The 13,259-nt window shown below is 52.1% G+C and carries 13 protein-coding genes; all 13 read left to right on the forward strand.

Annotated elements, in window-relative coordinates:
- The first annotated feature begins 4 nt into the window (after nt 1–4).
- Nucleotides 5–1,882, forward strand: coding sequence for a tRNA uridine-5-carboxymethylaminomethyl(34) synthesis enzyme MnmG (gene mnmG, locus ACTVJH_RS10235; RefSeq protein ID WP_455990039.1), 1,878 nt, complete (start codon nt 5–7; stop codon nt 1,880–1,882).
- 197 nt (nt 1,883–2,079) lie between these two features.
- Nucleotides 2,080–2,859: an ABC transporter permease gene (locus ACTVJH_RS10240; protein ID WP_455990041.1), complete on the forward strand. Its 780-nt coding sequence runs from the start codon at nt 2,080–2,082 to the stop codon at nt 2,857–2,859.
- 10 nt (nt 2,860–2,869) lie between these two features.
- Nucleotides 2,870–3,382 (forward strand): hypothetical protein, encoded by a 513-nt coding sequence (locus ACTVJH_RS10245; RefSeq protein WP_455990043.1) that lies wholly within the window; start codon nt 2,870–2,872, stop codon nt 3,380–3,382.
- Nucleotides 3,383–3,385: 3 nt separating this feature from the next.
- Nucleotides 3,386–4,366 carry an MlaD family protein gene (locus ACTVJH_RS10250; RefSeq protein ID WP_455990045.1) on the forward strand — a complete coding sequence of 327 codons (981 nt, stop codon included), beginning with the start codon at nt 3,386–3,388 and terminating at the stop codon, nt 4,364–4,366.
- A 22-nt stretch (nt 4,367–4,388) separates the two neighbouring features.
- Entirely contained in the window at nt 4,389–5,138 is a 750-nt protein-coding gene (locus tag ACTVJH_RS10255; RefSeq protein ID WP_455990047.1) for a hypothetical protein, read from the forward strand.
- Between the two features lie 5 nt (nt 5,139–5,143).
- Nucleotides 5,144–6,214, forward strand: coding sequence for a hypothetical protein (locus ACTVJH_RS10260; RefSeq protein WP_455990049.1), 1,071 nt, complete (start codon nt 5,144–5,146; stop codon nt 6,212–6,214).
- 156 nt (nt 6,215–6,370) lie between these two features.
- Nucleotides 6,371–7,216 (forward strand): hemolysin family protein, encoded by an 846-nt coding sequence (locus ACTVJH_RS10265; protein ID WP_455990051.1) that lies wholly within the window; start codon nt 6,371–6,373, stop codon nt 7,214–7,216.
- Nucleotides 7,217–7,265: 49 nt separating this feature from the next.
- Entirely contained in the window at nt 7,266–8,813 is a 1,548-nt protein-coding gene (lnt, locus tag ACTVJH_RS10270) for an apolipoprotein N-acyltransferase (protein ID WP_455990053.1), read from the forward strand.
- Between the two features lie 90 nt (nt 8,814–8,903).
- Nucleotides 8,904–10,014 (forward strand): peptide chain release factor 2 gene (gene prfB, locus ACTVJH_RS10275; protein ID WP_455990055.1). Its coding sequence is split into 2 segments (ribosomal slippage): nt 8,904–8,978 and nt 8,980–10,014, totalling 1,110 coding nucleotides; the frame shifts between segments, so codons are not numbered across the junction.
- Nucleotides 10,015–10,027: 13 nt separating this feature from the next.
- Nucleotides 10,028–10,867, forward strand: a complete 840-nt coding sequence (locus ACTVJH_RS10280) for a GGDEF domain-containing protein (RefSeq protein ID WP_455990057.1) — start codon at nt 10,028–10,030, stop codon at nt 10,865–10,867.
- An 18-nt stretch (nt 10,868–10,885) separates the two neighbouring features.
- A complete protein-coding gene (locus ACTVJH_RS10285) occupies nt 10,886–11,701 on the forward strand; it encodes a MinD/ParA family protein (RefSeq protein WP_455990059.1) in 816 nt (271 codons plus the stop codon).
- A 190-nt stretch (nt 11,702–11,891) separates the two neighbouring features.
- A complete protein-coding gene (locus tag ACTVJH_RS10290) occupies nt 11,892–12,167 on the forward strand; it encodes an HU family DNA-binding protein (RefSeq protein WP_455990061.1) in 276 nt (91 codons plus the stop codon).
- A gap of 166 nt (nt 12,168–12,333) precedes the next feature.
- Complete coding sequence (locus ACTVJH_RS10295; RefSeq protein ID WP_455990139.1) at nt 12,334–13,104, forward strand: UshA-like (seleno)protein family 2; 771 nt, start codon at nt 12,334–12,336, stop codon at nt 13,102–13,104.
- Nucleotides 13,105–13,259 lie beyond the last annotated feature (155 nt).

Here is a 13,259-nt window from a genome sequence, read left to right on the forward strand (position 1 = left end):
TTCCATGAAACCATCCCCTCCCGAGAGGTTCGATCTTGTTGTGGTAGGTGCCGGTCATGCCGGATGTGAAGCGGCCATGGCAGCCTCACGTCTCGGCCTTGTGACCCTGCTCCTGACCAACAATATCGACCGCATCGGCCATCTTTCCTGCAACCCGGCCATCGGCGGACTGGCCAAGGGTCACATGGTCAAAGAGATGGACGCCCTCGGTTCCATGATGGGAAAATGGGCCGATCAGGCCGGGATTCAATTCAGGATTCTCAATACCCGGAAGGGGCCAGCCGTCCGGGCCACCAGGGCCCAGATGGACCGCGAGACCTATATGCAGGTCGTCAAAAAGGATATTTTTGCCACTGACAACCTGTACGTACGTCAGGCCATGGTCGAAGAAATCCTGGTACGCGACAAAACCGTGCAGGGAGTCAAGACCCTCATCGGTGAAACCATCATGGCCCGCACGGTTCTCCTGACCACCGGGACATTCATGCAGGGGCTCATTCATATAGGTTTGTCCCATTATGCCGGGGGACGCTTTGGCGATCCCGCCAGCCAGGGACTGTCCGCATCGCTTAGAAAGGCAGGCCTCGAACTCGGTCGACTGAAAACAGGTACGGTCCCCCGACTCCTCAAGGAGAGTATTGATACCTCAGCACTTGAAGCCCAATACGGTGACGCCCCCCTGCCCCGTTTCAGTTTCCATTTCAAGGGTCCCCGTCTTCCCCAGCTTCCCTGCCACGTGACCTACACCAACGAAGCGACCCACGAAATCATCAAAAAAGGGTTTGACCGGTCTCCACTTTTCCAGGGAGTGATCAAAGGAACCGGCGCTCGGTACTGTCCATCCATCGAAGACAAGGTGGCGCGGTTTCCCGAGAAGGAACGCCATCAAATTTTCATCGAACCTGAAGGGGTGGACAATCCCGAGGTCTATCCCAATGGCATCCCCACCAGTCTCCCTCTGGACATCCAAAAAGAGATGCTCGCCACCATTCCCGGTCTGGAAAAGGCGATCATCGTCCGGCCCGGGTATGCCATAGAATACGATTACATCCCCCCGACCCAGCTCAAACCGACCTTTGAGACCAAGGTGGTGTCCGGGCTGTACCTGGCAGGTCAGATCAACGGGACATCCGGCTACGAGGAAGCGGCTGCCCAGGGACTCTGGGCAGCGATCAACGCCTTTTGCGCCCTGAAGGGGGAACCTCCGTTCCTGCTGTCCCGCGACCAGGCCTACATGGCCGTGCTGGCCGACGATCTGGTGACCAAGGGGACCAGGGAACCGTACCGTATGTTTACCTCCCGTGCCGAACACCGTCTGCTCCTGCGTGAAGACAATGCCGATTTGCGGCTGACCCCCACAGGAAGAAAACTCGGTCTTGTTTCGGATGCCCAATGGGAGATCTTTTCCCACAAAAAAAAGGCCATTGAAACGATCATGCAGGGTCTTTCGACCATCCGGATCCGGCCTGACGGGGGTACCCGCGACAGGTTGCAGGCCATTGGAGCTGCCACGCCCAAAAAAACCGTATTCTTGAAAGATATTCTCCGGCAACCAGCCCTCACCCTTTCAGCCCTGGAACCCTTTTGGCCGGAACTCGCCACCTTCTCTCCGGATGCCCTGGAAGAAGCGGAGATCGAATGCAAGTATCAGGGCTATTTGATGCGACAAAAGGAATTGGTCCAACGAACGAGCCGTCTGGAACAAACTCTCATCCCCGAGGGGCTCAGTTATGCGGACATACCGGGTCTCTCCAGAGAGGTTGTCGAAAAACTCACCGCCGTTGACCCACGAACCCTGGGACAGGCGGGACGAATTTCCGGAGTGACTCCGGCTGCCATCTCCTGTCTGGAGATCCATCTCAAAAAATTGGGTCTGCTCTGATCCAGCATACAACCTCAAAATACTCTGTGAACGCACCGTGGGACGACATCCACCCAGCGAAGCTGCACAAACCAAGGGGTTCTTGCGCATTCCTCTCCATCTGAAAATCTGCCAAGGATGCTCCCTTGTTGACAGCGCGTCCCCGTGGAGTATCGTGACTGCAATCTCTTGCCTGTAGCTTTGCACCGCCGCCCATCATGTCCACATCCTTTGTCGCCCGACTTGGAAGCCGCTTTCTGGAAAGCACCCGCATGTGGCTGGTCATCGCCACCATTGTGCAACGCACTACGGGTTCGCTTTTCAGGCTCGCATTCTTGAACCATGCTGTGTTTCGGGTCATTGTGCGCCAATTGTACTTTACCGCCTTCCAGGCCATCCCCGTCGTCTGTATTTCGGCATTGCTCATAGGCTCCATCACTGTCGATCACCTGCTCAATCTACTGACCAACCTCAACGCCTACGATCAGATTGGAAAATATCTTATCCAGGCGATCATGCACGTACTCGCTCCACTCGTGTGCACGACCGTCTTGCTGCTTCGATCCGGGTCCGCAGTGCTTTCCGAAATGGCCCTGATGAAAATCAACCGGGAAATGGACACCCTGTCCATGCTCGGTATTCCCATCGAAGATTATTTGTATCTCCCGCGGATCGTTGCTTTTGCCATCGGCGGTCCGTGTCTGACGATCATCTTCTCCCTTGTGGCCCTGCTTGGTGGGTATTTCACTCTGGGCTATTTTCACGATATCACCTTTGACAATTATGTCGATCAGCTCCTGACTGCCATCGACCTGCAAAGCATCATCCCCCTGACCCTCAAACCCTTCTTCATGGGACTGGCCGTGGTACTTATCGCCATGGAAAAAGGAATGACTGTACGCAACTCGTTCACTGAAGTTCCCATCAAACTTATCCGAGGGATGATGCACACGGCAGGATGCATTATTGTCATTGAAATCGTGTTCAATCAGTTGTAATGTTTTTATTATGCCCATTCAAAACCTTCACTCCCTGCTGCTCGATCACCACCCGCGACTCCTGGTCATTGGCCACAAGGAGTCCCTGACCAGCGAATTGGTGTCCTGGATCGCCCAGTCACAAGACCACATCGGTATTCTTGGCGACGATTTCCCGTTTCTATCCAACCTGAGTGTCATGGAGAACATCGTCCTTGGCACCATGTACCGACAAAACATTTCCCTGGAAAAGGCCTGCGCCCCTATACGGGAACACATCCACGCACTGGAACTTGGCAAATGGATGAATCAGCGCAAGGAACACCTCGATTCACGGACAATGGTTCTTTGCCAGCTCCTGCGCTCCATCTCTGGTGGCAACAGTATTGTCTTGTTGCCGTCCCCCGCGTTCACCATGGCCGAAACCGTGATCCAGGCGATAGAAACGCTCAGGCATCCCCTTACCGTATGGATAGCCTGTAACGAAAAAGATGCCGTGACCTACGATCGCCTCGGATTTTCAACCTTTTATCTCGAGGGATAGCCTATGGCCCTGGAATTCAAGACCATGGAATTTCGAGTCGGACTCTTCCTGCTCGTCGTCATTGTAGCCCTCGTCAGTCTGGTCATCTATATCGGTATAAAAAAAGATCTTTTTGCCGAACGCGTCACCTACTACGTGATCAGCACGACCGGCGAGAACATCGAACGGGGTATTCCGGTGCGGCTGTCCGGATTCAAGATAGGCAACGTGGAAAAAGTCTATCTGGACAATGTTGGTTACATCAAGGTCGAACTCGAAATCCTGTCCAGATATCAAAAATGGTTCCGCCAGGACTCGAAATTTATCCTCGATCAGGAAGGAATCATCGGCAATCCCTACTTCAAGCTCATTCCGGGGACCGATGAGAGTCCTCTGCTTCAGGAGGGAGCGACCCTGACCCTGTCCAAGGTTGCGGGGCTGAGTGAACTCATTCAGGAGGCAGAGCCTGTCATTGCGAATCTCAAGGAAATCGTGGCCAATATCCGGGATATTACCGAAAGCTTCATCGATGAGGAAGGCCATGTCCAATCCATCCTGGCCAATGCCGAGGAGATTACCGATCTCATTCTCCATAACCGGGGGCTTCTGTACTACCTGACCCAGGACCCCAGACCGGTCCAGAAAATGGACGCCATTCTGGCCAAAACCGATCATGCGGTTTTGAGCATCGACCGTCTCCTTCAAAACGCCACAACCCGGGTGGAGGATCTCGAACCCATCCAGGACGAACTGGTCTTGATTCTGCAGGAAGGGCAAAGCTTTATCAAAGGACTCGAGTCCCTGCGCCAGGAAATTGATCCGACCCTGGCCAACATCGAAGCGATCAGTGGGGAAGTCAAAAACGCCACGACCGATCTTGTGCGCCTCCGCCGTCAGAGCGAATACACCATCCGCCTCGGCACGGAACTTTTGCAACGACTCAAGGATACCTGGCCTTTTGTGCGCAAGGAAATCCAGGAAGCACCTGCCTATCCGGCCCCATGACCTGATTCAACCCGGAGCATCCATGTACCCGGATCCAACTCATTGCTCACGTTTTTTTTCGCTCATATCCTGCGCCCTTCTTGGAGCGATCCTCCTTCAAGGATGCAGCCTGAGCGGTGGAACCAAGAGCCCATATCCCAGACCGGAAATTCTTTCCCAGACCGCGTCTCTGCGTCAGGATTTCATCCAGGAATTTCTTCAGGGACAATGGCCCACGGCTCGATCCCTTTTTCTCCAGACACAGGAAAATCTCCTGCGTCAGGATGATTTCTGCTCCGTGGCCCAATTGTACGTTCTGGCCTATAGGCTCCATGCGTATCTTGGCGTTAAATATCCACATCTTCTTGACAAAGCCCTTGATTTTTCACAGCAGGGAATGGAGTGTAGCAAAATGGTCGGTGACCGTCATACCATTTTGCCAAACTCCAGAGACACCAAAATCCAACTCCTGCTTCAACAGGGTGATTGGCACACAATCCATGCCTATCTGGATCAGCTTGACGATCCACTCGCTGTGTCTGTTTACGCCCGAAAAGCGGCGGTCAAAGCGGGAGAATCATCTGACGGGAATGACCGCAACTGGACGCGCGTATTTATCAAACAGGCCCATATCGTCGACAGGAATCACGGATGGGTACTTTTCCTGATCGAAGACTGGAAGTTGCAGCAAAAAATTGAAACTGATCCCGCAAAAAAAGGATACATCCAAGAGCGTATCAAGACGCTTTTTGAACTTGTCACTCCGTTCACACAGCCCATCATCGAGCCTTAACGCACATGGTCATTCTGATAGAGTCATTCATTTTCTCAGGACAATTCAAGGATTCCTTTGCCTCTACGGGCCTGAATCCGGAATTATTGACCATCATTACGTGGGTTCTGACCATTGCCGGGAGCATTCTTGTCCTGGGTATCCTCATACAATTCATACGAAAACAGTTCCGTCCCCCCAAGCCCGTCGAACGACTCGATGATCCCCGGCGAATCATCGACCTGCTCGGACAAAGTCTGACCGAACGGAGCCGGTTCGAGATTTCGTTCAGGGAGAAGGTCCTCAAAACCAGGGGAATCTTCTGTACCCTCGTGGCCGTGGACAAAAACGAACTTCTTCTTGAGGTGCCCGAATACGCCACCCCCAGACAGGCCTGGATTGGCCGTCCCCTGGAGGCCTATTTTTCCCTGGCCAGTCGGGGAAATACCAAAACCTATTATACATTTGAATCATCTGTAGAATCCATTGAGCGTCAAGGTTCGGGAACCGCCTACCTGCACATTTCACTGCCCAAGGCGATCAGTCTTGGACAACGAAGGATGCATTTTCGCCTGGTTCCCGATCCAGCAACCATTCTCGAGGTCAAAGTATGGTTTGCCCAGCACCAGCCCCGGGCCAAAGACCATACAGGACCCGCCAGATGGGGGCCGCCCATGGCCCACCATCACCTTCTGACCCGAAAAAATACACAGGCCTCTCTGAAAATTTTAGATATATCCGCAGGAGGTTGTCGACTGGCGGTCACAAACAATGCACGGATCAATTCATATCTGGACAACAACAGGTCGCCGGATGTCTTTCTGTTTTTCAGGCTGCTCGATCGAGAATCCGGAAATCTGGAAATCTATCTTTTGGGCAAGATTCGAGTCATTGTCTGTGATCCTGTGAGTAATTCACGCTCCTTGGGCATTGAATTCACGATGAACGGACAGACAAACGATAAATCCGGACAGCACATCACCTGGACCTCCCTATCCCGGGATGAAGGTCATCCCAAAATGGGAAACTGGATTTTCAAACAGCATCTGGCCCTTTTCAGACAGCAGGAAAAGGACAAACAGGAAGACAGGGCGTAATCTTCCTGAGCATTGCATGATTTTGTACTTTAATATCAAGCATTTAATCTAATTGTTTTCCAATATGAAGAGTTAGGGTATATTTGGATAGAAGCAGTTTTTTCACACTACGGCCTTTGAGACGCCGTGAGAACCAACAGCAACAAGGGAGAAGGGATGGAAGACGGCCCAGAACATGGTAACTTCTGGAATAAATTGCAAAAATTATTCGGCTATCGCCAGGATACTCCGATAGAGGAATTCATCATGGAGGCCAACGAGGACGGGGAGATCGAAAACGACGAGGTCTCCATGCTTCTCAACATTCTGCGCCTCGACAGTAAGCAGGTCACGGAAATCATGGTTCCGAGGACCGAGATGATTTGCGCCGAGGAAAACGAATCCCTCAAGGAAATCGCCGAGCTGATCATTGAGAGTGGACATTCGCGTATCCCTGTCTACCGCCAGAGTAAGGATAACATCATCGGACTCATTCATGCCAAGGACCTGCTTCCCTTTTTCATAGATCCCGAAAAACACGATGGCGAGCCGACAACCATCATCCGTCCTCCGCTGTTTATCCCGGACACCAAAAATGTCAGGGATATCCTTCTTGAATTCCAGGCAAAAAAAATTCATCTGGCTATTGCCATTGATGAATATGGAGGCACTTCGGGACTGGTCACCCTGGAAGACGTTCTCGAAGAAATCGTTGGCGAAATCGAAGACGAATACGATATCCCCAAACCCGATGAGATCCAGTTTCTCGATGAAAGAAGGATTCTCATCGCCGGAAGAACCTCTCTCGATTCGATCAGGGAAGAATGTTCCATCGAGCTCAATTCAGAACAGGTCGAAACCATCGGCGGATTGCTCTGTGAAAATGCCGGTAAGGTCCCGCAAAAGGGAGATCATCTGATTATTGCCGGTCATGATTTTGAAATCAAGGAAGCTGACAACAAGCATATCCTCTGGGTTCTGGTAACCCCCACTTCCCAAACCATATCCACGAATACCCAATGATTCCAGCTTTCGTCTTTAAAAATTCTGGTCCCACAGGATCTGTCACCCCATGAGCTCAGTCATCAACCGTCTGGGTGGCGTGCCTTTCTGGATGGTTGTCATCCTGACGACCCTGGGAACATGGCTTGGATTCGCCAACCCCCTTCTTCATCTTCCGCCACTGGTCCTTGTCTTTCCTGCGGGCCTTGCAGCGATTGCCCTGGCCTCCAGGTCGCCCAGGCAGGCATTGGTGAGCGGTTGGATTCTAAGCATGTCCATTGCCACATTGTGTCTCTACTGGGTCGTCATCCCCATCCACCGCTATGGCCATATCCCTTTGATTCTGGCACTCCCCTGTCCCTTTATTCTAGGAAGCGTCCTCGGTCTTCACGGTTCCTTGTACGCGTTTCTTGTTCATCTGACGAAATCCCGCCTGACCTGGCCCCTGCATGTTGTCTTTGCCGGTTCCCTGTGGGCATGTCTGGACATGATCCAGGGGTTTATACTCACAGGATTTCCCTGGCTGACCCTTCCCGGGGCCCTGAGCGTCTGGCCATGGGCCGTAAGCAGTATCGCATTCATTGGCACATATGGTCTTTCCGGCGTTCTGGCCGCACTGGCCCTTTTGGCTCTCTATCAGTTCCGGGGAGGCACGCGTTGGCCAGGTTTGACCGTGGTCATCATCCTGCTTGCGCTGTTTCTTCTCCATCCAACCGATTCCCGGACTCACGGCCACCCCCTGCGTACAATCATCGTTCAGGGGGGCATTGACCAGGATCACAAGTGGGATCCGGCATTCCAGAATGCCACGGTGGCCACGTATACCCGCATGACACGCGAAGCCGCACACGCACCAGGGTCCAAACTCGTCATCTGGCCAGAGACATCCATGCCTTTTTATTTTCAGGAAGAATCCGAACTCCAGAGCAAGATTCTTGATCTCGCGCGCCAGACAAACGCAACCCTGGTACTCGGGGCACCAGGATACACGAAAACCCCCGTGCAATCCCCGGGCTATTCACTGTTCAACCGGGCCTTTCTGGTCACCTCAGACGGTAGGATTCGGTCATGGTATGACAAACGCCATCTCGTCCCTTTTGGCGAATACATCCCTCTGGGTTCGTGGTTTCCGTTCATTCAAAAACTCGTTGTCGGGGCCATGGATTTCTCGCCAGGAAATTCACCACGTCCCCTGGTTAATGAGCATACCTCGCTTGGCCTGCTCATCTGTTACGAAGCTATCTTTCCCGGTCTTGCCCAGGAAAGTGTCCGTCAGGGAGCCAATATCCTGGTAAACATAAGCAATGACACCTGGTTCGGAGCCTCTTCGGCCCCCCGGCAGCATCTCTATCTGAGCGTTCTCAGGGCCATCGAGCAAAACCGGTTTCTTGTCAGGTGCACAAACACCGGGATTTCGGCATTCGTTGACAATCAGGGTCATATCCTTGATACTTCCGAACTCTTTGCCGAGCAGACTCTTGTTCAGAATACCATAACCCCCATCGAGGCCACAACATGGTATCATGATTGGTATGAGTACATCCACTCCAGCTATGCGATTCTTCCCCTGTGCATCGGATTGTGGGCGTGGACCCGCAAACCTCAAACTCACGGATGATAGCAGGCCTGCCGATCTTGATCTCTTTTTCGTGAATGCCTCCTTGCTCGCTATCACTTAACCACCTCCCATAACCATAGAACTCCTATTATGCTCCAATTTGCAGATTTGAAAAATCGCGCCCTTGTCCTCTTTGACTCCTTTTCATCCATTTGGAGGCGTCTTTGACCTGAAGGGCAAGCAGGAACGACTCCAGGAAATCGAGGCACAGCTCTCCCGACCGGGTGCATGGGATACCCCCGATGCCCTGACCCCGGTTCTCCAGGAAAAAACCCAACTCCAGGAAGAACTCGAAAAATGGACCCAGCTCGAGCAGTCCAAGATCAATGTGCAGGAATGGCTTGAACTGACCGAGGATGAGCCTGTCGACGAAAACCTTGAGGTACTCGAGGATGAAATCGATCAGCTTGAAAATCGTCTGCGCCTGGCGGAAATGGAGACCCTGCTCTCCGGTCCCCATGACAACGCGGCCGCCATTATCGACATCCACCCAGGCGCCGGAGGGACTGATTCCCAGGACTGGGCGGAAATGCTGTTGCGCATGTACCGGCGATGGGCTGAAACCAAGGGGTTCAAGCTTGAGTTTTTAAACTATATTCCCGGCGATGAAGCGGGGGTGAAAAGCGTCACCCTCCAGATAACCGGTCCCCATGCCTATGGCCTCCTCAAGGGTGAGAAGGGGATCCATCGATTGATCCGCATTTCCCCTTTTGACACATCGGGCCGCCGTCACACCTCCTTTGCCTCCCTGGATGTCTGTCCCCAGGTCGGACAGGACATTGAAATAGAGATCAAGGAAGATGACCTGCGTATCGACATCTTCCGATCAAGCGGCCCTGGCGGACAGCATGTGAACAAAACAAGTTCCGCTGTCCGGATCACCCACCTGCCGACCAATATCGTGGTCCAATGCCAAAGCGAACGCTCCCAGCTCAAAAACAGGGAAACCTGTATGAAGATCCTGCGCTCACGACTCTACGAACAGGAACTTGAAAAACTGGAACGCGCCAAACAGGCGGAATATGATTCCAAGACGGCCATTTCCTGGGGAAGTCAGATACGAACCTACACACTGCACCCCTATCGCCTGGTCAAGGACCACAGAACCAACTTTGAAATCAGCAATGTTGATGCAGTCCTTGACGGAGATATCGATGGCTTGATCCAATCGTATCTGCTTTTTTTGCATGAAAACTCATAGCCCTGACAGATCAATGGACCAGAGTCTCAAACATATCCTGAGGGACCTTCATACGCTCAGTCAAAAGATCGAAGAACATGAGGCCACGATTGTCACCAAGGACAATTCAGAAGAAATCATGGCTCTCGTCCGGATCATACGAGGCATGACGCCCGAACAATGGCAAGAGATTGGCGGAGAGGAACATTTTCCCAAATGGTTTGCTGTGCCCATGGGGCATGACAACAGCCTGTCTTTACAGCATATTCAAGATCAATTGGACCGTTTGGCCTTTCAAAAGAACCATGATCCTCTCACAGAATTACCCAATCGGCATGTTTTCGAAATCACCCTGCAACGCGAGCTGGAACGGGCATATCGATTCAAGCATGCCCTCAGCCTGTGCGTCATCGATCTCGATAATTTCAAGAAGATAAACGATACCTACGGCCATCCCTGTGGAGATTGCGTCCTCAAGGAGGTAGCCGGGATAATGACTCATATTCTCAGACAGACCGATATCCCCACCCGCATCGGCGGTGAGGAGTTTGCGATTATTCTTCCGGGCACCGGATTGGTGAGATCACAACAACTCATTCATCGTCTCCAGTCTGGCATTCGTGCCCTGCGTATCATGTGTCCTGAGCATGAGACCCCCATCAGAATCACCTGTTCCATGGGGCTGGCCACATGCAGGGGCAAGCAACGTTTGCTGCCGGCAAAACTGTATGCCGCAGCGGACCAGGCGCTCTATCGGGCCAAGAACAAAGGCAAGGATACTTTTGAAACCGCGCCTCTCATGGATCTCACGCCCATACGACAGGACACGCTTGTCCTGCAGGAAGAAAAGCATTTTTTATTTGCCAAAACATAATACCATTCGGATCGAATCATGACTGCACCCAACACTACCATGAGCATATCCATAGTCAGCGGCAAGGGAGGGGTCGGCAAGACCAACATTTCCCTGAATCTCGGCTATGCCCTCTCCCAGATTGATCATTCAGCACTGATCATGGATGCCGACCTCGGTCTTGCGAACATGGACGTTTTGCTTGGAATTTCACCACAAAAAAACATCCAGGACATCATTACCCAGGATGCCCCCCCAGAGGATGTCGTAGTCCCCATCAATGACCTCGGACTCGACCTTCTGCCTGCAGCCTCAGGCATTGCCGACCTCGTGGAACTCGATGAGGATGTCCAGTCCCTGCTTTTGCACAAACTCCACACGCTCTTTCAGGGGTACGATTTTCTTCTCCTCGATCTGGGTGCCGGAATCAGTCCCACGGTTCTTTCCTTTGCCTCCATGTCTCAAGAGAGGCTGATCATCCTCACTCCTGAACCGACATCACTGACAGACAGCTACGCCCTGATCAAAATCCTGGCTGCCGAGTATGGGGTCAAAAATTTCCAGGTCATTGTGAACATGGCCGGGTCGCAGCAGGAAGCCAAGCAGACCTTTAATCGCCTTTACGCTGCCTGTGAGCATTTCCTGAGCATCAAGCTCCAATATCTGGGGCTGGTCCGTCATGACAAGACAGTGACCGAATCCGTACGCAAACAGGAGCCGCTCATCAAATGGGCGCCTCAAAGTCCTGCGGCCCAGGACATCATCGCCCTGGCCAACTCGCTCCACAAACAGCGAGCAGCCCTCTCCCACCTTATTGCCAAATCCCCGATCCTGAGAGTCAAATATTACGAATAAAATTATATTATCCTGAAATATATAGCTTAACTGTAAAATTATTTCTGGTATGCATCGTCAATCCTGCCAGGAATTCTCCGTTTCTTAGAAAATACTTGACCTTGACATTAATTATCAGCAATATTTTAAATAGTAAGATCGTTTGAAGGCCCTTTGCCACCCATTAACCTTCCATACTGAGGATGATGTCATGAACAAGAGCGAATTGATCAAAACAGTGGCAGAACAGAATGATATCTCCATGGATGAGGCCATCATTGTAGTGAACACCTTTTTCGACTCTATCCGGGATGAACTGCTACAGGGAAATCGGGTTGAAATCCGGGGATTCGGTAGTTTCAAGATCAAGGAATATGAAGGTTACAGAGGCCGCAATCCCAAGTCCGGAGAAAAAGTCAATGTCAAACCCAAAAAACTTCCTTTTTTCCGTCCTGGCAAGGAACTCAAGGAATTCCTCAACAAATAAGGCTGTTATCCATTTCATGCGCTTGTTGCAGCTACCTGTTTGGATATGCTTTCTGGTTCTGACCATATGCCAGCAAACGGCATGGGCACAACCATCCCTGACCATTCTCTATACTGCCAATTCCTGGGGCCACTACAGCGGGACTCGGGCCTGAAGGGGTGAGACCATCGGCGGCATGGCCCGGCGGGCCACCATTTTTTCCCAATTCGACGATTCCACTACCCTGCGCATAGCAGGGCCCTATGAGTTCGCCAAATGGAATCCAGCTCATCCGCTGAATCCCGAGCGTATTACCCCCTTGATCCGAGGGTATGAACACCTTTCCTATGATCTCGGTGTCCTTGGGACATCCGAATCACATGTTCTGTCCCTCCTTTCTGGTACTCAACCCGAAAAATGGTTCCAGGTTGCGTCCTACCCGCAGGTTCACTCCTTGCAAACCGACAAGGGGTTAATCATTGCCGTGGTTTTTCCAACGCCTGAACTCAACACAGCCCCCTCAACTTCAATGATCCAGAATCTTGTGGCCACTCTGAGCGAACTCCGGAGTGATCATCCCAACGCGCTTATTGTGGGCATCAGTTCCTGGGGTCGTGAAAACGAAAGACAATTTGTCAAGAAACACGAGGGAAGCTGCAATATCCTCCTGGGAAGCGGCCCAGGACCCGGGTTGACCTCGACCTTTTCCACACACGCGCTGACGCTGTGGACCCGGGCCTATAGTAAAGGAAGAACAGTGACCAAGATCGAAATCAGGGAATTCCCCACAGCTGACGCACCGTTAAGCTGGATCACCGGTCGCAACATTTCCGCGCAACTCGTTCTTCTAGGTGAAAAAATTCAGGAAAATCCTGCCATGGACGCGATTCTCGCACCGCTCAACGTTGTTGCAAAGGTTTCTGCTTCACGCCAGAAACGCAGGCCGTGCGGCAAATAAATTACAATCCTTTCCATGGGAACGATCTTTTCTCGCTCGGTGCATACGTCACGCCCTTTGGTCTGGCCTTCACAGGCCTTCTCCGAATCGGTGGTGACCAGGGCCTGCGGTTGCATCCATAGCTCGGTCTTACTTCGGTGAGGCATCATCCCAAC

This window comes from Desulfoplanes sp. PS50 (assembly GCF_053851535.1).

Excerpts from the sequence above, each read along its gene's own strand:
- mnmG (WP_455990039.1), top strand. The coding sequence starts at position 5 with ATGAAACCATCCCCTCCCGAGAGGTTCGATCTTGTTGTGGTAGGTGCC.
- ACTVJH_RS10240 (WP_455990041.1), top strand. The coding sequence starts at position 2,080 with ATGTCCACATCCTTTGTCGCCCGACTTGGAAGCCGCTTTCTGGAAAGC.
- ACTVJH_RS10245 (WP_455990043.1), top strand. The coding sequence starts at position 2,870 with ATGCCCATTCAAAACCTTCACTCCCTGCTGCTCGATCACCACCCGCGA.
- ACTVJH_RS10250 (WP_455990045.1), top strand. The coding sequence starts at position 3,386 with ATGGCCCTGGAATTCAAGACCATGGAATTTCGAGTCGGACTCTTCCTG.
- ACTVJH_RS10255 (WP_455990047.1), top strand. The coding sequence starts at position 4,389 with ATGTACCCGGATCCAACTCATTGCTCACGTTTTTTTTCGCTCATATCC.
- ACTVJH_RS10260 (WP_455990049.1), top strand. The coding sequence starts at position 5,144 with ATGGTCATTCTGATAGAGTCATTCATTTTCTCAGGACAATTCAAGGAT.
- ACTVJH_RS10265 (WP_455990051.1), top strand. The coding sequence starts at position 6,371 with ATGGAAGACGGCCCAGAACATGGTAACTTCTGGAATAAATTGCAAAAA.
- lnt (WP_455990053.1), top strand. The coding sequence starts at position 7,266 with ATGAGCTCAGTCATCAACCGTCTGGGTGGCGTGCCTTTCTGGATGGTT.
- ACTVJH_RS10280 (WP_455990057.1), top strand. The coding sequence starts at position 10,028 with ATGGACCAGAGTCTCAAACATATCCTGAGGGACCTTCATACGCTCAGT.
- ACTVJH_RS10285 (WP_455990059.1), top strand. The coding sequence starts at position 10,886 with ATGACTGCACCCAACACTACCATGAGCATATCCATAGTCAGCGGCAAG.
- ACTVJH_RS10290 (WP_455990061.1), top strand. The coding sequence starts at position 11,892 with ATGAACAAGAGCGAATTGATCAAAACAGTGGCAGAACAGAATGATATC.